The organism is Citricoccus sp. NPDC079358, assembly GCF_040702545.1.
Taxonomy (GTDB): domain Bacteria; phylum Actinomycetota; class Actinomycetes; order Actinomycetales; family Micrococcaceae; genus Citricoccus.
On sequence record NZ_JBFBLI010000001.1, the window covers coordinates 128,801 to 149,362 of the forward strand.

The 20,562-nt window shown below is 66.8% G+C and carries 13 protein-coding genes; 11 read left to right on the plus strand and 2 right to left on the minus strand.

Annotated features, from left to right (window positions below; translation table 11 throughout):
* Window positions 1-987, minus strand: coding sequence for a tripartite tricarboxylate transporter substrate binding protein (locus AB0333_RS00605; RefSeq protein WP_366216849.1), 987 nt, complete (start codon window positions 985-987; stop codon window positions 1-3).
* Window positions 988-1,327: 340 nt separating this feature from the next.
* Here AB0333_RS00605 and AB0333_RS00610 point away from each other — a divergent pair, with 340 nt between their 5' ends.
* The 7 genes from AB0333_RS00610 (at window position 1,328) to AB0333_RS00640 (ending at window position 14,059) form a co-directional block, all read left to right on the plus strand.
* Window positions 1,328-2,380, plus strand: coding sequence for a LacI family DNA-binding transcriptional regulator (locus tag AB0333_RS00610; protein WP_366216850.1), 1,053 nt, complete (start codon window positions 1,328-1,330; stop codon window positions 2,378-2,380).
* A gap of 294 nt (window positions 2,381-2,674) precedes the next feature.
* Window positions 2,675-3,220, plus strand: a complete 546-nt coding sequence (gene rplJ / locus AB0333_RS00615) for a 50S ribosomal protein L10 (protein WP_366216851.1) — start codon at window positions 2,675-2,677, stop codon at window positions 3,218-3,220.
* A gap of 87 nt (window positions 3,221-3,307) precedes the next feature.
* Window positions 3,308-3,691 (plus strand): 50S ribosomal protein L7/L12, encoded by a 384-nt coding sequence (gene rplL / locus AB0333_RS00620; RefSeq protein WP_115931904.1) that lies wholly within the window; start codon window positions 3,308-3,310, stop codon window positions 3,689-3,691.
* Window positions 3,692-3,973: 282 nt separating this feature from the next.
* The gene (locus AB0333_RS00625; protein ID WP_366216852.1) at window positions 3,974-5,236 is read left to right on the plus strand and encodes an acyltransferase; all 1,263 of its coding nucleotides are present in this window, start codon (window positions 3,974-3,976) and stop codon (window positions 5,234-5,236) included.
* Window positions 5,237-5,459: 223 nt separating this feature from the next.
* Window positions 5,460-8,981: a DNA-directed RNA polymerase subunit beta gene (rpoB, locus tag AB0333_RS00630; protein WP_344229902.1), complete on the plus strand. Its 3,522-nt coding sequence runs from the start codon at window positions 5,460-5,462 to the stop codon at window positions 8,979-8,981.
* Window positions 8,982-9,058: 77 nt separating this feature from the next.
* Window positions 9,059-12,955: a DNA-directed RNA polymerase subunit beta' gene (locus AB0333_RS00635; RefSeq protein ID WP_366216854.1), complete on the plus strand. Its 3,897-nt coding sequence runs from the start codon at window positions 9,059-9,061 to the stop codon at window positions 12,953-12,955.
* A gap of 216 nt (window positions 12,956-13,171) precedes the next feature.
* A complete protein-coding gene (locus AB0333_RS00640; RefSeq protein ID WP_366216855.1) occupies window positions 13,172-14,059 on the plus strand; it encodes an aldo/keto reductase in 888 nt (295 codons plus the stop codon).
* Window positions 14,060-14,124: 65 nt separating this feature from the next.
* Here the strand turns inward: AB0333_RS00640 and AB0333_RS00645 are convergent, their stop codons facing one another.
* Window positions 14,125-15,480, minus strand: coding sequence for a peptidoglycan bridge formation glycyltransferase FemA/FemB family protein (locus AB0333_RS00645; protein WP_366216856.1), 1,356 nt, complete (start codon window positions 15,478-15,480; stop codon window positions 14,125-14,127).
* Window positions 15,481-15,514: 34 nt separating this feature from the next.
* On the opposite strand from AB0333_RS00645, the gene AB0333_RS00650 reads away from it, so the two are divergent.
* The 4 genes from AB0333_RS00650 (at window position 15,515) to fusA (ending at window position 20,299) form a co-directional block, all read left to right on the plus strand.
* Window positions 15,515-16,939: a carbamoyl-phosphate synthase gene (locus AB0333_RS00650; protein ID WP_366216857.1), complete on the plus strand. Its 1,425-nt coding sequence runs from the start codon at window positions 15,515-15,517 to the stop codon at window positions 16,937-16,939.
* Between the two features lie 282 nt (window positions 16,940-17,221).
* Window positions 17,222-17,596, plus strand: coding sequence for a 30S ribosomal protein S12 (rpsL, locus tag AB0333_RS00655; protein ID WP_091692838.1), 375 nt, complete (start codon window positions 17,222-17,224; stop codon window positions 17,594-17,596).
* Window positions 17,596-18,066: a 30S ribosomal protein S7 gene (gene rpsG / locus AB0333_RS00660; RefSeq protein ID WP_313816850.1), complete on the plus strand. Its 471-nt coding sequence runs from the start codon at window positions 17,596-17,598 to the stop codon at window positions 18,064-18,066. The genes rpsL and rpsG overlap by 1 nt, the downstream gene beginning before the upstream one ends.
* A gap of 118 nt (window positions 18,067-18,184) precedes the next feature.
* On the plus strand, window positions 18,185-20,299 hold the full coding sequence (fusA, locus tag AB0333_RS00665; protein ID WP_366216858.1) for an elongation factor G: 2,115 nt from the start codon (window positions 18,185-18,187) through the stop codon (window positions 20,297-20,299).
* Window positions 20,300-20,562: the final 263 nt, after the last annotated feature.

Sequence of the window (20,562 nt, forward strand, 5' to 3'; positions counted from 1 at the left end):
TTAGCCCTGCTTGGACTTCGCGAGCTCGATCCACGGGCCGTAGCGCTCTTCCTCGGCCTGGATGAACTCGGTGAACTCGCCGGCCGGAACGGAGACGGGAACCAAGTTGGACTGCTCGATGACGGACTGGTAGTCCTCGTCCTCCGTGGCCGCCACGATGGCGTCCGAGAGGGTCTGGACGACGTCGTCCGGGGTTCCGGCAGGAGCCATCAGGCCCGTGAAGGAGGCGTTCTGCAGGTCGACGCCCTGTTCGGCTGCGGTGGGCACGTCCGGGAAGTCCTCCACGCGATCCTCCGCCAAGACGGCCAGGTAGCGCAGCTCGCCGCCGTCCACCTGCGCCTTCTGGGATCCCATGGCGTCGATGGAGAAGTCCACGTCACCGGCCGCCGCGGCGGCGATCGAGGGGGCGGAGCCGTCATAGGGGACGTTGGTCAGCTCGATGCCGGCCATCTCCTGGAAGCCCTGGGCGGGGTTGTCCCACACGGATCCGACGCCGGGGGACGAGTAGGTGATCTCGCCCGGAGCCGCCTTCGCGGCATCGATCAGGTCCTGCAGGGTCTCGTAGGGGCTGTCCGCCTTGACGGCGATCGCGCCGGGGCCCTCGAGGATCTTGCCGAGGAAGGCGAAGTCAGCCGGCTTGATGTCGTAGTCCATGAACTGGAGGGTGGCCACCTCGGCGCCCAGCATGGAGAGGTTGTAGCCATCCGGCTCCTGCTCCTTGAGCCAGTTGTAGCCCACGGAGCCGTTGGCGCCGGGGCGGTTCTCCACGATGACGCTGACGCCGAGCTCGTCCTCGAGCAGCGGGGCCAGGGTGCGGGCGGAGAGGTCGCCGGAGCCGCCGGCGGCCCAGGGGACGACGAGGCGGACGTCCTCGGTCGGGAACTCCTCGCCGTCGCCTCCGCCTTCGGAGTTCGAGGCGCAACCGGACAGCAGCAGTCCGGCGGCGGCCAGGGTGGCCGCGGAAGTCATCAGGGTGCGTTGTTTCATGTCCGGCTCCTTGGGGGATAACTCGGGATCAGTCGAGATAAGACGGGTGCGGTGATGCGCCGTCGGCGTGGGCGGTGATGACGCTCACACCGGTGAAGGTGGACAGAACAATGGCATGAACCGAAAGTGATTGCCAGTCCATTGCCAAAAATTGCGGAAATGAGACGACAACGACGTGGCTAGGACGCCATGGCGCCCGTCATTTTGCGGATCGTCGAAAAACTCGTGCTGGACGAACCACGGCAAAGAGTGGAAAGATCCTGCATGTCCAGTCGGTGGCCTCCGCCCCGGGTGGGACGATGCCGGCACCCTCCACCTCACGCGAAAAGTTGACAACACCATGGATGTTGAACGGGACGACGCCGTTGCGGCGAGGGTTCGCCTGGAAGACGTGGCCCGGGCGGCCGGGGTGGCCGCGTCCACGGCGTCCCGCGCGTTCACACGGCCGGATCGGGTGAACTTCCAGACCGTGGAGCGGGTCATGGACGCGGCCGCCCGGCTGGGATACCGCCGTGAGCCACCGCGTGCGGCGGCCGTGGCCCCGACCCCTGCCTCGCGTGCGGTGAACCTCCTGGTGCAGGACCTGGCCAACCCCTTCTTCGCCGACCTGCTCAAGGGCGCCGTCAGTCAGGCGCGCTCGGCGGGTTTTCTGGTGACCCTGGGCGATGCCGAGGAGTCCGCCACCATGGAGCGGACGCACCTGGAGCGGTTGACCGGGGACGCGAACGGTGTGGTTGCCGCGGCCCGCTGGACCTCTGATGCCGAGCTGCGGGAGATGGCTCGGCGCCGGCCCCTGGTGCTGTTCAACCGGGAGGTGGCGGGCATCAGCTCCGTCGTGGCCGGGGATGCCGATTCCAGCCGGCATCTGATTGAACACCTGCATGCCCTGGGGCACCGGAAGATCGTGTACTGCGCGGGGCCGCACAATGCGTGGAGCAACGTCCTGCGCCAGACGGCCCAGGACGACGTGGCCCAGGCGCTGGGAATCGAGTTGATCACCACGGGCCCGTTCAAGCCGCTGATCGGCCAGGGCGCCGCCGCGGCCGCCCTGGCCTGGGCGCGGAGGCCGACCGCCATCATCGGCTACAACGACCAGCTGGCCGTCGGCATCCTCCGGCACCTGATCTCCAACGGCGTGGACGTCCCGGGGGATGTCTCCGTGGTCGGCTACGACAACACCTATGGTTCCGACTTCGTGCATTCTGGGCTGACGTGTGTGGACGCCCCGGTGGAGCAGGCCGGCCGCGCGGCCGTGGACCTGTTGCTCGCCCGCATGGCGGGCGAGCGGGCGGTGCACCAGCTTCGGCTGGCTTCGGGGCTGCAGGTCCGTGGTTCGACCGGCCCGGCGTCCACATCCTCCTCGGCCCCCGTCCTGTCGGCGGTGCCCCGGTGAGGGGCTGACCATCGGGGAACTGACCGCGCCCGATTTGGTGAATGGCCGGCGTCGGGTCTAGGATCTGTTGCACCAAAGACCGCCGGTCGGCAGGTACCCGGATGTTCCCTGAACCTCTGGATGCCCGTCCGTAAAGCTCTCCCGATGGAGGCGACCTGCGCAGGTGAACCGAGCAACGCTTGAAGGATGGTCGGACCCCGGTCCGCCGCGACGTCAACGCCACGCCCTGTGCACCTGCACGGGGCGTTTTTCATTGTCAGGGGGTACCGGCCCCACAGCAATGGAAGGAGTGCCATGGCGACGTCTGAAAAGAACGCTGTTGTGGCGGAGCTGGCGGAACTGTTCCGCTCCTCCACCGCAGCAGTATTGACGGAGTACCGTGGTCTCACCGTGGCCGAGCTCAAGCAGCTCCGCCGTGCACTCGGTGAGAATGCGACCTACGCCGTGGTGAAGAACACGCTGACCGAGATCGCGGCCGACCAGGCCGGCGTCGATGCCTTCAAGGGCAAGATGTCCGGCCCGTCCGCAATCGCCTTCGTCTCCGGTGATCCGGTGGACGCGGCCAAGGCCATGCGCGACTTCGCCAAGAATCATGAGGCCCTGGTTGTCAAGGGCGGCTACATGGAGGGCCAGTTCCTCGATGAGGCCGGCATGAAGAAGCTGGCGGACCTTGAGTCCCGCGAGGTTCTGCTGGCCAAGCTGGCAGGTGCCATGAAGGGCAACCTGCACAAGGCCGCTTACCTGTTCCAGGCCCCGCTCTCGCAGGCAGTCCGCACCGTGGATGCCCTGCGCGCGAAGGTCGAGGAGCAGGGTGGCGCTGCTGCGCCGGCCGCCGAGTAACACCACCCCGGTCGCTCTCGCGGCCACCCCACACCATCACATCCGTGAAAACTCATCCGTGATCACACGGAAGTAAAGGAGCCCACCATGGCTAAGCTGTCCACCGAAGAGCTGCTCGAGGCCTTCTCCGAGCTGTCCCTCATCGAGCTGTCCGAGTTCGTCAAGGCCTTCGAAGAGAAGTTCGAGGTGACCGCTGCCGCTCCGGTCGCCGCTGCCGGCGCCGCTCCGGCCGCCGCTGCCGCTGAGGCCGAGGAAGAGCAGACCGAGTTCGACGTGGTCCTCGAGGCCGCCGGCGACAAGAAGATCGGCGTCATCAAGGAGGTCCGCGCACTGACCTCGCTGGGTCTGAAGGAAGCCAAGGACCTCGTTGACTCCGCTCCGAAGGCCGTCCTGGAGGGCGTCAACAAGGAGACTGCCGACAAGGCCAAGGAGACCCTCGAGGGCGCCGGCGCCACCGTCACCCTCAAGTGATGACGGCGGCGTAGAGCCGCTGTTCGTCTCTTTCAGCCCGGCCCCATCCGACCCGCTTCTGCGGGGAGGATGGGGCCGTTCTGCTTTGACTCTGCTCAAACTCTGCTCTAACTCTGCTTTCACGGCGGTCTTCCGCCCGCTCTCATCGGATTCCCAGCGACCACCCAGACGGGCTTCGTAAGGTAACGAAATCATCAAGACGGGATGCAAGCACAGCCCGACGCGCGGGGGACGGGAACCAGAGCGCGGCGCGGCTCGGAACCTGAGGGAGGGCGCCGGCCCATGGTCGCGACGACGGAGCTGCCGCGGATCGAGGTAGATCAGCGGGTAGATCAGCAGGTAGATCAGCAGAGGGATCAGCAGGCAGATCAACTGGTTGGTCAGCCGACGGCAGATCGGCCACGGCCCCGCCTGGCCCTGCTCGACGGACTACGCCTGGTAGCCGCCCTGGCCGTGGTGCTCTTCCACTGGACCGCTTGGCACCACGGATACTGGGGCCGCCACGGGGAACCCGCCGCCGAGGCGTGGCCGTGGTTGAGCCAGTTCAGCTCCGTCGGGGCGCTCGGCGTCCAGCTCTTCTTCATCATCTCCGGCTTCGTGATCCTGCTCTCCTCCTACGGGAAGTCGCCGGCGCGATTCATCGGCTCCCGGGTGGGCCGGTTGTATCCGGCCTACTGGGTCGCCGTGCTGGCCGCCGCCACGCTGACCTTCGTCGTCTGGCCGGAGATGGGATCTCAGCGGTCGCCGATGGACATCCTGGCGAACTTGACGATGTTCCAGGGCGGCCTCGGCGTCGGGCATATCGACGGCGTCTACTGGACCTTGTGGGTGGAGATGAAGTTCTACCTCTGGATCCTCGCCTTCACCCTCATCGGCATGACGGTGGGCCGGGTGCTCGTGTTCGCCTTCGCGTGGCCGCTCGTCGGCAATGCGCTGTACTTCGGCCTGCATGCGGCCGGCCAGCCCATCGGCTGGGTGGAGCACGTGTTCTTCCCTCAGTACTCGGCCCTGTTCGCCGGTGGGATGGCCCTGTTCCTGCTGTTCAAGTTCGGCCACACGCCGCTGCGGTGGGCGGCCCTCGTGCTGAACGCGGGCGTCGGCAGCCTATGGTCCGCGCGTGTCCAGCAGGCCGAGACGGTCAAGCTCACCGGCTACGACTACCCCTTCTGGGTCTTCGCGGCCGTCGTCGCGGGGCTGTTCGTCCTGGTCGCCCTCATGGTGCTGACCCCCTTGGCCTCCCTCCGGGTGCCGGGCATGACCCTCGCCGGACAGCTGACCTATCCCGTCTACCTCCTGCACCAGCTGTGGGGGTGGTGGCTGATCTATCTGCTCTCGCCGTACCTGCCGCGTGAAGTGGTGCTGGTCCTCACCCTGGCGGCGATCCTGGGCGCCGCGTGGCTGCTGCACCGGTGGGTCGAACGCCCGCTGGGACCTGGCCTGCAGCGCGCGGTGACGGCCGGCGTCGGGACGTGGCCGGTGGTGGGAGCGCGGTTGGGGCGAGCCCGCGTGCCCGTTTCCTCAACTTCCTCAACGCCCGGTTCCTAGCATATTCACAGCCACGGGAACAGGACCGGCTGGACTTCGGGCGTGCCGAAAGTTAGTATGGTTCCTTACGTCTCCCCTGAAGTCCACTTTGTCATGCCACCGGTCGCGTCCGGGGGCATATCGGTGTGGCATTCGGTCTGGCCTTCAAATAGCGGTGGGCCCCGGTGCTGTGGACCTGCGGGGGAGTGCACGGAAGTAAAGACGGTCTGTGGAAGGATCCCTCTTGGTCGCCTCGAGCACCTCAAATACCGAAACCGCTAATTTCCCCGGGGGCGTCTCGCCCCGCTCCGGCGCCAGTGCCGGCCGAATCTCGTTCGCGAAGATTCATGAGCCGCTGGAGGTCCCGGACCTGCTGGCCCTGCAGACCGAGTCGTTCGATCGGCTCGTGGGCAACGAACGCTGGGCCGAACGGGTGGCCCACGCTCGCGAGATCAACGACGACTCCGTGGCGGTCACGTCCGGCTTCGCCGACATCTTCGAGGAGATCTCCCCGATCGAGGACTTCCAGGGCACCATGTCCCTGTCCTTCACCGATCCGGAGTTCTCGGACCCGAAGATGCCGGTCGACGAGTGCAAGGAGCGCGACACCACGTACGCCGCTCCGCTGTACGTCAAGGCCGAGTTCATGAACAACAACACCGGCGAGATCAAGCAGCAGACGGTGTTCATGGGCGACTTCCCGCTCATGACGGACAAGGGCACCTTCGTGATCAACGGCACCGAGCGTGTCGTCGTGTCCCAGCTCGTCCGCTCGCCCGGTGCGTACTTCGAGCGCACCCCGGACAAGACCAGTGACAAGGACATCTTCACCGCGAAGATCATCCCGTCCCGTGGTGCCTGGTTCGAGCTCGAGGTTGACAAGCGCGATCAGGTCGGCGTCCGCCTCGACCGCAAGCGCAAGCAGCCGGTCACCGTGCTGCTCAAGGCCATGGGCTGGTCCGAGTCCCGCATCCTCGAGGAGTTCGGCCAGTACGATTCCATCCGCGCCACCCTCGAGAAGGACCCCACCGAGGGCCAGAACGAGGCGTTGCTGGACATCTACCGCAAGCTCCGCCCGGGCGAGCCCGCCGCCGTGGACGCCGCGCAGAACCTGCTGAACAACCTGTACTTCACCCCGAAGCGCTATGACCTGGCGAAGGTGGGCCGTTACAAGCTCAACCGCAAGCTGGGCGTGGACATGCCGCTGTCCGATCCGCACGCCTCCGTGCTGACCCAGGACGACATCGTCCAGATGGTGCACTTCATCGTGGCCCTGCACGCCAACGAGAAGACGATCACCGGCAAGCGCGCCGGCGAGGACGTCGAGGTGCGCGTGGAGGTCGACGACATCGACCACTTCGGCAACCGTCGCATCCGCGCCGTGGGCGAGCTGATCGAGAACCAGATCCGCACCGGCCTGTCCCGCATGGAGCGCGTCGTGCGTGAGCGCATGACCACCCAGGACGTCGAGGCGATCACCCCGCAGACCCTGATCAACATCCGCCCCGTGGTGGCCTCGATCAAGGAGTTTTTCGGAACCTCCCAGCTGTCCCAGTTCATGGACCAGAACAACCCGCTGGCGGGCCTGACTCACAAGCGGCGCCTGTCCGCGCTGGGCCCGGGCGGCCTGTCCCGTGACCGTGCCGGCATGGAAGTCCGTGACGTGCACCCGTCCCACTACGGCCGCATGTGCCCCATCGAGACCCCCGAAGGCCCGAACATCGGCCTCATCGGCTCGCTGGCCACGTTCGGGCGCATCAACCCGTTCGGCTTCATCGAGACCCCGTACCGCAAGGTCGTGGACGGGATCGTCACCAAGCAGGTGGACTACCTCACCGCCGATGACGAGCTGGAAGCCCAGATCGCCCAGGCCAACGCCCCGCTGAACGACGACGGCTCCTTCGCCGAGGACCTCGTGCTCTGCCGCCAGCGCGGCGGCGGCGGCGAGCCGGTGCTGTCCACCGTGGACGACATCGACTACATGGACGTCTCCCCGCGCCAGATGGTCTCCGCCGCCACGGCGCTGATCCCGTTCCTCGAGCACGACGACGCCAACCGCGCCCTCATGGGTGCGAACATGCAGCGCCAGGCTGTGCCGCTGCTCCAGGCCGAGGCGCCCCTGGTGGGCACCGGCATGGAGAAGTACATCGCCGTCGACGCCGGCGACTCCATCACGGCCGACGCCCCCGGTGTCGTGACCGAGGTGGCTGCGGACATGGTGACCGTCATGAACGACGACGGCACGATGCGCCACTACCCGATCATGAAGTTCGCCCGCTCCAACCAGGGCAACGCGTACAACCAGCGTGTCCGGGTCACCGAGGGCGACCGCGTGGAGAAGCTGTCCATCATCGCCGACGGTCCCGCCACGGACCACGGCGAGCTGGCGCTCGGCAAGAACCTCCTCGTCGCGTTCATGCCCTGGGAGGGCCTGAACTACGAGGATGCCATCATCCTGTCCCAGCGCATGGTCTCCGACGACGTGCTGACCTCGATCCACATCGAGGAGCACGAGGTCGACGCCCGTGACACCAAGCTGGGCGCGGAAGAGGTCACCCGGGACATCCCGAACGTCTCCGACGAGGTCCTGGCGCAGCTCGACGAGCGCGGCATCATCCACATCGGTGCCGAGGTCGAGGCCGGGGACATCCTGGTCGGCCGCGTGACCCCGAAGGGCGAGACCGAGCTGACCCCGGAGGAGCGCCTGCTGCGCGCCATCTTCGGCGAGAAGTCCCGCGAAGTGCGTGACACCTCCCTGAAGGTGCCCCACGGCGAGTCCGGCACCGTCATCGGCGTGCGCATCTTCGACCGCGACGAGGACGACGATCTGCCCCCGGGCGTGAACCAGCTGGTCCGCGTGTACGTGGCCCAGAAGCGCAAGATCACCGACGGTGACAAGATGGCCGGCCGTCACGGCAACAAGGGCGTCATCTCCAAGATCCTGCCGATGGAGGACATGCCGTTCCTCGAGGACGGCACCCCGGTGGACATCATCCTGAACCCGCTGGGCGTTCCGGGCCGTATGAACCTGGGCCAGGTCATGGAGCTGCACCTGGGCTGGGCCGCCTCCCGCGGCTGGGACATCCAGGGCGAGCCGGAGTGGATCAAGGACCTGCCGAACTTCCCGCGGTCCTCCGGTCCGGTCAACGTCGCCACCCCGGTGTTCGACGGTGCCGAGGCCCACGAGATCGAGGGGCTGCTCGGCCACGTCAACGTCACCCGTGACGGCGACCGGCTGATGGGCACCAACGGCAAGGCCACCCTGTTCGACGGCCGCTCCGGCGAGCCGTTCCCGGACGCGGTCTCCGTGGGCTACATGTACATGCTGAAGCTGCACCACCTGGTGGACGACAAGATCCACGCACGCTCCACCGGTCCGTACTCCATGATCACGCAGCAGCCGCTGGGTGGTAAGGCGCAGTTCGGTGGCCAGCGCTTCGGTGAGATGGAGGTCTGGGCCCTGGAGGCGTACGGCGCCGCCTACACCCTGCAGGAACTGCTGACCATCAAGTCGGATGACATCCACGGTCGTGTGAAGGTCTACGAGGCCATCGTGAAGGGCGAGAACATCCCGGAGCCGGGCGTTCCCGAGTCCTTCAAGGTCCTCATCAAGGAAATGCAGTCGCTGTGCCTGAACGTGGAGGTTCTCTCCGCCGACGGCACCGCGATCGAAATGCGTGACTCGGAGGATGAAGTCTTCCGGGCCGCCGAGGAACTGGGCATCGACCTGTCCCACAACGAGCCCAGCTCGGTTGAAGAGGTCTGAGCAACACCCCGTTCCCCGTCCCACCCCAGACTTCATCCACGATTCGAAAACGCAAGGAATCAGGAGTTCAACGGACCATGTCCAACGACAACTCATCATTTGGCCTCATGCGCATTGGCCTCGCGACCGCGGACGAGATCCGCAATTGGTCTTACGGCGAGGTCAGGAAGCCCGAAACCATCAACTACCGCACCCTGAAGCCCGAGAAGGACGGACTCTTCTGCGAGAAGATCTTCGGCCCCACCCGGGACTGGGAGTGCTACTGCGGCAAGTACAAGCGCGTGCGCTTCAAGGGCATCATCTGTGAGCGCTGCGGCGTCGAGGTGACCCGTTCCAAGGTGCGCCGCGACCGGATGGGCCACATCGAGCTGGCCGCTCCGGTCACCCACATCTGGTACTTCAAGGGTGTGCCCTCCCGTCTGGGCTACCTGCTGGACCTGGCCCCGAAGGATCTCGAGAAGATCATCTACTTCGCGGCCTACATGATCACCTCGGTGGACGACGAGGCACGCCACGCCGACCTGCCGAACCTGCAGGCCGAGCATGACCAGGAGACTCGTCACCTGACTGACACCCGCGATGCCGATATCGCCGCCGTCGCCGGTGACCTGGAGAAGGACCTCGCCAAGCTCGAGTCCGAGGGGGCCAAGGCCGCCGAGAAGAAGAAGGCCCGTGACTCCGCGGACAAGACCATGGCGCAGATCCGCAAGCGGGCCGACGCCGAGCTGGACCGGATGGAGAAGATCTGGGACCGCTTCAAGAACCTCAAGGTCGCCGACCTCGAGGGCGACGAGGGCCTGTTCCGTGCGATGCGTGACAAGTACGGTCAGTACTTCGAGGGCTCCATGGGCGCCGAGTCCATCAAGAAGCGCCTGGAGACCTTCGACCTCGACGCCGAGGCCGAGTTCCTGCGCGAGGTCATCAAGACCGGCAAGGGCCAGCGCAAGACCCGTGCCCTGAAGCGGCTGAAGGTCGTCAACGCGTTCCTCACCACGGACAACTCCCCGCTGGGCATGGTCCTGGACGCCGTCCCGGTGATCCCGCCGGAGCTGCGCCCGATGGTGCAGCTGGACGGTGGCCGCTTCGCGACCTCCGACCTGAACGACCTGTACCGCCGCGTGATCAACCGCAACAACCGCCTGAAGCGCCTGCTGGACCTCGGTGCCCCCGAGATCATCGTGAACAACGAGAAGCGCATGCTCCAGGAAGCGGTGGACTCGCTGTTCGACAACGGCCGTCGCGGCCGTCCGGTCACCGGACCGGGCAACCGTCCGCTGAAGTCGCTCTCCGACATGCTCAAGGGCAAGCAGGGACGCTTCCGTCAGAACCTGCTCGGCAAGCGCGTGGACTACTCCGGCCGTTCCGTGATCGTGGTGGGCCCGCAGCTCAAGCTGCACCAGTGCGGCCTGCCGAAGCAGATGGCCCTGGAGCTCTTCAAGCCCTTCGTGATGAAGCGCCTGGTGGACCTCAACCACGCCCAGAACATCAAGTCGGCCAAGCGGATGGTGGAGCGTTTCCGCCCGCAGGTCTGGGACGTGCTGGAAGAGGTCATCACCGAGCACCCGGTGCTGCTGAACCGTGCACCCACCCTGCACCGCCTCGGCATCCAGGCTTTCGAGCCGATGCTGGTGGAGGGCAAGGCACTGCAGCTGCACCCGCTGGTCTGTGGCGCCTTCAACGCCGACTTCGACGGTGACCAGATGGCAGTGCACCTGCCGCTGAGCCCCGAGGCGCAGGCCGAGTCGCGACTGCTGATGCTGTCCTCCCACAACATCCTGAAGCCCTCCGACGGTCGCGCCGTGGCCGTTCCGGCCCAGGACATGATCATCGGCCTCAACCACCTCACCACCGTGCGTGAGGACGAGGTCGGCGCCGGGACGGAGTACTCGTCGGTCGCCGAGGCCATCATGGCCTTCGACGCCGGCCAGCTGCACCTGAACGCACCGGTCAAGATCACCGTGGACGGCTTCATCCCGTCCGCCCAGAGCCCGGCCCCCGAAGGCTGGGAAGAGGGCACCTCGGTCGTGCTGGACACGACCCTGGGCGTGGTGCTGTTCAACGAGCTGCTCCCGGCCGACTACCCGTGGCTGTCCACGCAGGCGACCAAGGGCACCCTCGGCGCGCTGGTCAACGACCTGGCCGAGCGGTACCCGATGGTGCAGACCGCCGCGACGCTGGACAACCTCAAGGATGCCGGCTTCCACTGGGGCACCTGGTCGGGCGTCACCGTGGCGATCTCGGACATCACCTCGGACTTCGACAAGGCGTCCATCATGACCGGGTACGAGGACCAGGCCCTCAAGGTCCAGGCCCAGTACGAGAAGGGTCTGATCGCTGACGAGGAGCGCCGTTCCGAGCTGATCGACATCTGGAACAAGGCCACCGACGAGGTTGCCGCCGCCATGCAGGCGGGTCTGCCGAAGCTCAACACCATCAACCGCATGGTGACCTCCGGTGCCCGTGGTAACTGGCTGCAGGTCCGGCAGATCGCCGGCATCCGTGGCCTCGTGGCCAACCCGCAGGGTGAGATCATCCCGCGTCCGATCAAGTCCTCCTACCGTGAGGGCCTGTCCGTGCTCGAGTACTTCATCGCCACCCACGGTGCCCGTAAGGGCCTCGCGGATACGGCGCTGAAGACCGCCAACTCGGGTTACCTGACCCGTCGATTGGTGGACGTGTCCCAGGACGTCATCGTCCGCGAGGAGGACTGCGGCACCGAGCGCGGCCTGACCGAGATCATCGGTGTGCCGAACGCCGACGGCGAGCTGGTGCGCCACGAGACCGTGGAGAACTCCTCGTTCGCCCGGACCCTCGCGGTCGACGTCACCTCCGAGGACGGCACGGTGCTGGGCCAGTCGGGCGAGGCCATCGGCGACGTGGCGATCGACGCCTACATCGCCGCCGGTGTCACCGAGATCAAGGTGCGCTCCGTGCTCACCTGCGAGTCCGCCGTCGGGACCTGCGCGAAGTGCTACGGCCGCTCCATGGCCACGGGTCAGCTCGTGGACATCGGCGAGGCCGTGGGCATCATCGCCGCACAGTCCATCGGTGAGCCGGGAACCCAGCTCACCATGCGTACCTTCCACACCGGTGGTGTCGCCTCCGCAGACGACATCACCCAGGGTCTGCCCCGTATTCAAGAGCTCTTCGAGGCCCGTACCCCGAAGGGTGTGGCCCCGATCTCCGAGGTCGCCGGCCGCGTGGTCATCGAGGATGGCGAGAAGCAGCTGCGGCTGGTGCTCACCCCGGACGACGGCTCCGAGGAGATCGCGTACCCGGTGCTGCGCCGTGCGCGTCTGCTGGTGTCCGATGGCGAGCATGTGGCCGTCGGTACCCAGTTGGTCGCCGGTGCCGTGGATCCGAAGCAGGTGCTGCGTGTGCTCGGTCCCCGGGCCGCCCAGAAGTTCTTGGTCCAGGAAGTCCAGGACGTGTACCAGTCCCAGGGTGTGGGCATCCACGACAAGCACGTGGAGGTCATCGTCCGCCAGATGCTGCGCCGCATCACCGTCATCGAGTCGGGCGAGACCGACCTGCTGCCGGGCGAGCTGACGGACCGCGCCCGCTTCACCGCCGCGAACCGCAAGGCCGTGGCGGAGGGTCGTCAGCCGGCCTCCGGTCGTGACGAGCTCATGGGCATCACCAAGGCCTCGCTCGCCACCGACTCGTGGCTGTCCGCCGCGTCCTTCCAGGAGACCACCCGCGTGCTGACGCAGGCGGCCATGGAGGGCAAGTCGGATCCGCTGCTGGGCCTGAAGGAGAACGTGATCATCGGCAAGCTGATCCCGGCCGGCACCGGCCTGGATCGCTACACCAAGGTCAATGTCGAGCCCACCGAGGAGGCCAAGGCCAACCTGTTCACCGGCCCGGCCGGCTTCGCGGACTTCGACTACCCGGGCCTGGATTCCTCGGCCACGCCGGAGTTCCACGCGATCTCGCTGGACGACTACGGCATGGGCGGCGACTTCCGCGGCTGATCGCTGAAACAGCGCATCGCTGATCCAGCACATTGCTGAGCTAGCGCATCGCTGAACCAGCACCACACAGAGTGGCCTGGCCCCGACTCATCAGTCGGGGCCAGGCCACTCTGTGCTTGAAGTGGGGTCTTCTGGAGTGCCCCCGGGGGCGCTTGACGAGACGGAGTGCTCACACTCGGTGGATCTTCCCGACGCCGGCGTGACAGGCTGGGTGCCATGGTCACCCAGAGATATGCTCCGCTGTCCGGCACCAATACCAACACCAACAGCAACACCAATACCGGCACCGGCACCGACTCGGCAGTCCAGATTCCCCTGATCGGGCTCGGCACCTGGCCGATGACCGGCGTCGAGTGCACCGAGGCCGTCACGAGGGCGCTCGAGGCAGGGTACCGGCACGTGGACACGGCGGAGAACTACCGGAACGAGGACGCGGTCGGGCGTGCCGTCGTCGGCTCCGGGACCAGCCGGGACGAGGTCTTCGTGACGTCCAAATTCAACCGGGAGTGGCATGGGCCCGTGGACACGGTGCGGGCCGGCCTCGAGGCGGGGCTGGAACGAGCCGGACTGGAGTACTTCGACTTGTACCTGGTGCATTGGCCGAACCCGCACCTGGACCGGTACGTGCAGGCGTGCGAGTCGCTGGCCGCGCTGACGGAGGCCGGACTCATCCGTTCCTGGGGGGTCTCCAACTTCAAGCCCGCACACCTGCAGCGCGTGCTGGAGGCGGGGCTGGTGCCGAGCGTCAACCAGATCCACTGCCAGCCGACCGATGCCCAGTGGGACGTGCAGGAGGCCAACACCGCGGCCGGCGTCCTGACGGCGGCCTACACGCCGATCGGGAGGGGCAGTGAGCTGCTCGACCGCCCGGAGATCACCTCAATCGCCGCGCGGCTGGGGCGGACGCCGGCCCAGGTGGTGCTGCGCTGGCACGTGCAGCAGGGGAGAATCGCCATCCCGAAGTCGGCGGACCCGCAGCGGCAGCGAGAGAACCTGGAGGTGTTCTCCTTCGAACTGACCCCGGAGGAGATGGCGGCGCTCGGCGGGCTCGACGCCGGCGTCCCGTCCGAGACCCGCCAGGACGCGGACGAGTTCGGGCACTGACCGGGGCGCGGCGAGGGTTCAGCCGTAGCGCCCGGCCGTGGCGACCGGCCGTTCCGTCGTGACCCTCAGCCCCGGCGGGACATGTACAGGTTGAAGCCCCGGGCCAGCCACCGATTCACGGGGTAATCCCACTCACCGAGGGTCTGGACCACATCGGCCCCCATGGTCGTCTTGAACCGGGTCAGCCCCGCCAGCTCGTACTCCGGATCCAGGGAGGGGCTCATCCCGCCGAGGTCGTACCAGGTGCACCCGGCGGCGAGAGAGTCCTGGATCTGGCGGAGCTGCAGGGCACGGGGGGCGTAGCGCTTCCGTTCCTCCGAGGACGAGGCTCCGTAGACGTACCACCCGAACTGGCCCTGGCGGACGTAGATGGCGGCGGCCAGCAGCTGGTCACCGAAGTGGGCCAGGTACAGGGTGCACTCGGTATCCACGGCCGCGTTCGCTGCTGTGGTGGGTGCGGTGTTGGGTGCGGTGTTGGGTGCTGGGTTGGGTGATGTGTTCGGTGCTGTGTCCCCGGCTGTGTTCGCTGCGGCGTCCCTGGAACCCGCCGAGTTCAACTCGGTGAACATGCGCTGGAAGTAGGCGAGGGGTCGCCCCGTGAATCCATCGCGCACCGCGGTCTCCTCGTAGAGGGCCTGCCACGCCGGCAGGTCCTCCACCGTGCCCACGGTCACCGTGAGCTCGGACCGTGTCGACTTGCGCGTCTGGCGGCGGGACGTCGAGTCCATCCGGTTCAGGGCCGCCTCCAAGGCGGGCGACTCACCGTTCTTGTTGGGCTCTGCGCGGGTGCCATCGGGGGCGGTGTCCAGTTCCGGGTGCAGCGGGATACGTGCCTGGAACTGGGGCTGCCCGGCTTCGAACTCCTCCGACGCGGACGGGGCCTGCCAGCCCAGGGTCCGGAGGCGGGCACGGACGTCCTCGGCGGCGGGGTCGGTGTGGAGGGGGGCGAGGTCGGTGACCGAGCGGTGCGTGCCGGCGGCCAGGGCCTTGCGGACCTCGGACCCGTCCCAGCGGTTCGCGACGCCCGGCAGGCCCACCCGGACGAGGAACGCGCCCCGGGACTTGAGGTACTGCACCAGCGGGACGAGGACGGATTCCAGCTGCACGGCCGAGGGGTCGAACACCGGTCCCTCGGCGATGTAGGCGAGGGAGCGTTTCTTCAGCACCGGCAGCGGGACGGGCAGCCGGCGGAACAGCACGAGGGCCGTGGCCTTGAGGGTCTGGCCGTCGAAAAAGCCCAGGGAATCCCCACGCCAGTCGATCTTCACTCCGGGCCACTGCGGGTTCTGGAGGAAGGAGGCCCCGGGGTGGTCCGCCAGGAACCGCCCATGGTCTGCGGGAGTGATCCGCCGGACGGTCAGGGGCCGAGAGTTCTGGCCGGAAGGAGAAGGGGAACCGAACGGGGAAGCTAGATCTGGCACGACCCCCACCCTAGCCGCCGGTAGCATCGAAGCCATGGAAGACCCCGCTGCCTCCTCCAGCTCCGCTGTGCCCACGCCCGCTGTGACTGGCTCCTCCGACACCGCTTCTGACACCGCTTCTGGCAAGCCTTCAGCCACCGCTGCTACCCACCCGTCAGCCATTCCCGCTGGGCAGGCCTTCGTGCCGGTGATCACCGGGGGCGACGTGGGTGCGTACTCCCTCGCCCGCGAGTTCCACGAGGCGTACGGCGTGATCTCCGCGGTGGTCCCGACGTCGCTGAACCGCAACCTGAAGCACTCCGGCATTCTGCAGGCATTCCCGGCCGGGCCCATGACGGAGGAGCAGCCCGTCATCGACGCCCTCGTGCGGGTCGCCGAACGCTTGCGCGGGGAGCCCCGCCGCCCGCTGTTGCTGCTGGCCAGCTATGACCACCTCGTGCGCTTCGCCGTCCGCCATCGCGAGGCCCTCGAGGCCGCCGGCTACACCGTTCCCTATCCGGATGAGGACGCCCTGGACGCAGCCGCCCTCAAGGAGAACTTCTACGCGCTGTGCGAGCGGCACGGGGTGCCGTACCCGAAGACCGCCACCTACGACGCCGGCTCCCACACCCCCGAAGCCGCGCGCCGGTTCGCTGCCGGGCTGGGCCTGACCTACCCCGTGATCCTCAAGGCCGGCGACGGCGGCGCGTGGGCGGACATCCGCTTCGAGGGCCGACGCAAGGTCCACATCATCGAGGAGGCCCTCAGCACCCACCCCGGGGCAGGGGGAGCCGCCGAGGTGGAGGCGCTTCTGGGCAAGGCCAGTGCCGCCGGCTATCGAGGAGCCCTGATCGTCCAGGAGATGGTGCCCGGGCCGGACTCTCAGCTGGGGATCGCCACGTTCTTCCGTGACCGCACCGGTTCCACCCGGCTCGTGTCCTACGGAGAGGTCATCGTCGAGGACCATGCCCCGGGACTGGAGGGCAATGCGCGAGCGGTGCTGGCCTCCGTGCACCCGGTGATCGCTGACCAGGGGATCACCCTGATGGAGGCGCTCGACTGGCACGGTTTCGCGATGTTCGACACCAAGATCGACCCCCGCACGGGCGTGGCCCAGTTCCTGGAGATGAACCCACGGCTGGGCCGGAACCACTACTACCTCACGGCCGCCGGGGCGAATCCGGCCCCGTACCTGGTGGAGGAGTACCTGAACCTGGACCTCAAGACGGACCTGCGGCCGGATGACGGACGGGTGTCCACCACCGGCCCCGCCCTCATCACCACCATCCCGCTCTCCTTGGTGGACCAGTACGCCACGGACACGCAACGGCAACGCATCCGTCAGGCGAAGCGGGCCGGCCGGGTCGTGCGCCCCTTCTCCTACCCCGCCGACCGTGACCTGCCGCGTGAGCTCTATCTTCGCGCCGTCGAGGTGAAGTCACGGCGGGTCTTCCGGAACCACCCGGCGCCCCGGGCCTAGCTGGCCCTCACCCTCGGTTTCACCGCCGCCCCCAGGGGGTGGTAGGCTGATCTCAATTGTTTTTGTGTGGCAATAGGGACACAGTCCGGGTTGCGGGGTTCTTGCGCAACGAATGCCACACTTTTGCACGCCTGCGGTCGTTCTCGCCGAACCCCCTCGGGTGCGAAGAAACGACCATCAGCAGTCCAGGTTGACGCGGGCCCGTCCTGTGCGCCCGCCGGGCTGGAAGCAGGACAGCTGTGAGAGCAGCCAACCTGGAACCGAACAACGGAGAGACCAAGAGTGCCTACGATTCAGCAGCTGGTCCGCAAGGGCCGCTCACCGAAGGTCGTCAAGACCAAGGCTCCTGCACTGCAGGGGAACCCCATGCGCCGTGGCGTGTGCACCCGTGTGTACACCACCACCCCGAAGAAGCCGAACTCCGCACTGCGCAAGGTGGCCCGTGTCCGCCTCAACGGCGGCATCGAAGTCACCGCGTACATTCCGGGCGAGGGCCACAACCTGCAGGAGCACTCGATCGTGCTCGTGCGCGGCGGTCGTGTGAAGGACCTCCCGGGCGTCCGCTACAAGATCGTCCGCGGCGCCTTGGACACCCAGGGTGTCAAGGGCCGCGGCCAGGCCCGCAGCCGCTACGGCGCGAAGAAGGAGAAGAAGTAATGCCACGTAAGGGTCCTGCGCCGAAGCGCCCCCTCGTCGTCGACCCGGTCTACGGGTCCCCGCTGGTCACCCAGCTGATCAACAAGGTGCTGGTGGACGGCAAGAAGTCCACCGCCGAGCACATCGTCTACGGGGCCCTCGAGGGTACTCGTGACAAGGGCGGCGACGATCCGGTGGCCACCCTCAAGAAGGCCATGGACAACGTCCGCCCGGCCCTCGAGGTCCGCTCCCGTCGCGTCGGCGGCGCCACCTACCAGGTGCCCGTCGAGGTCAAGCCGGGTCGTTCCACCGCGCTGGCCCTGCGCTGGCTCGTGGGCTACTCCAAGGCCCGCCGTGAGAAGACGATGACCGAGCGCCTCATGAACGAGATCCTCGACGCATCGAACGGTCTCGGTGCCGCGGTCAAGCGCCGCGAGGACACCCACAAGATGGCCGAGTCCAACAAGGCATTCGCCCACTACCGCTGGTGATTCTCGTGCGCCCGGAAACCGCTTCGGTGGTTTCCGGGCGCCGTGCCGCCTGCACTCGCTGCCGGCACCGGCTACCGGCATCACTACAGGACCCACCCACCAACCTTAGGGAGACACCGTGGCACAGGACGTGCTGACCGACCTCAAAAAGGTCCGCAACATCGGCATCATGGCGCATATCGATGCCGGCAAGACCACCACCACCGAGCGCATCCTCTTCTACACGGGCGTCAACCACAAGTTGGGCGAGACCCACGACGGCGCCTCCACCACGGACTGGATGGAGCAGGAAAAGGAACGCGGCATCACCATCACCTCCGCCGCGGTGACCTGCTTCTGGGACGACAACCAGATCAACATCATCGACACCCCGGGCCACGTCGACTTCACCGTCGAGGTGGAGCGCTCCCTGCGCGTGCTCGATGGCGCCGTTGCCGTGTTCGACGGCAAGGAAGGCGTGGAGCCGCAGTCCGAGACCGTGTGGCGCCAGGCTGACAAGTACAACGTGCCCCGTATCTGCTTCGTCAACAAGATGGACAAGCTGGGCGCTGACTTCTACTACACCGTCGACACCATCGTGTCCCGCCTCGGCGCCAAGCCGCTCGTGATGCAGCTGCCGATCGGCTCCGAGAACGACTTCGTCGGCGTGGTGGACCTGCTGACCATGAAGGCGCTCGTCTGGGAGGGCGACTCGAAGGGTGACGTCACCATGGGCGCCGCCTACGAGACCCGCGAGATCCCGGCCGACCTCCAGGAGAAGGCCGAGCAGTACCGCGCCCAGCTCATCGAGGCCGTCGCCGACACCTCCGAAGAGCTCATGATGAAGTACCTCGAGGGTGAGGAGATCTCCAATGAGGAGATCCAGGCCGGCGTGCGCCACCTGACCATCAACGCCGAGGCCTACCCGGTCTTCTGTGGTTCCGCCTTCAAGAACCGTGGTGTGCAGCCGATGCTGGACGCCGTGGTCTCCTACCTGCCGAACCCCATGGATGCCGGGGCCATCACCGGCCTCGACGTGAAGGACGAGGAGAAGGAGCTGACCCGCGAGCCCTCGAAGGACGGACCGTTCTCGGCGCTGGCCTTCAAGATCGCCGCGCACCCGTTCTTCGGTCAGCTGACCTTCATCCGCGTGTACTCCGGCCGTCTGAATCCCGGTGACCAGATCCTGAACTCCACCAAGGGGAAGAAGGAGCGCATCGGCAAGCTGTTCCAGATGCACGCGAACAAGGAGAACCCGGTCGAGGAGGTCGTGGCGGGCCACATCTACGCCGTGATCGGCCTCAAGGACACCACCACTGGTGACACCCTGTGCTCCATCAGCGACCCGATCATCCTCGAGTCCATGTCCTTCCCGGAGCCCGTGATCTCGGTGGCCATCGAGCCGAAGACCAAGGGCGACCAGGAGAAGCTCTCCACCGCCATCCAGAAGCTCGTCGCCGAGGACCCCACGTTCACCGTGAACCTCGACGATGAGACCGGCCAGACCGTCATCGGCGGCATGGGCGAGCTGCACCTGGACGTCTTCGTGGACCGCATGCGCCGCGAGTTCCGAGTCGAAGCCAACGTGGGCAAGCCCCAGGTGGCCTACCGCGAGACCATCAAGAAGAAGGTCGACAAGGTCGACTACACGCACAAGAAGCAGACCGGTGGTTCCGGCCAGTTCGCCAAGGTGCAGATGGCCTTCGAACCGATGGACACCTCCGAGGGCGAGTTCTACGAGTTCGTCAACGCCGTCACCGGTGGTCGCATCCCGCGCGAGTACATTCCCTCCGTGGACGCCGGCATCCAGGACGCCATGCAGTTCGGCATCCTGGCCGGCTACCCGATGGTCGGCGTGAAGGCCACCCTTCTCGACGGCGCCTACCACGATGTGGACTCCTCGGAAATGGCGTTCAAGCTCGCCGGCTCCATGGTCTACAAGGAGGGCATGCGCCGGGCGAACCCGGTCATCCTCGAGCCGCTGATGGCCGTGGAAGTCCGGACCCCCGAGGAGTACATGGGCGATGTCATCGGCGACTTGAACTCCCGCCGTGGCCAGATCCAGTCCATGGAGGACGCGCAGGGTGTCAAGGTCGTCAAGGCCAACGTCCCGCTGTCCGAGATGTTCGGCTACATCGGCGACCTGCGGTCCAAGACCCAGGGCCGTGCCGTGTACTCGATGACGTTCGACTCCTACGCCGAGGTCCCCAAGGCCGTGGCCGACGAGATCATCCAGAAGAACAGCGGCGAATAGTCAGCTGTCACAGAACGTGTTCGGAAGGGTGGCGGAACCCCTGGTACTCCCAGGGGATCCGCCACCGGACCGGACAGGTGGCCCGTCCGCACTCCGGAGGATGGAACCACCACAGGACGGAAGGTCGGTCCGCGGAAAAGGCGGTCCGAGTGGCCTGATCCAGGACCGGTCCTGACGCAATCCGGAGAATTATCACCAGCAGACAGATCGAAGTAGACTTTCCCAAGTTGTCAGCACGCCACCCGTGTCTGAGAAGTCTCTTC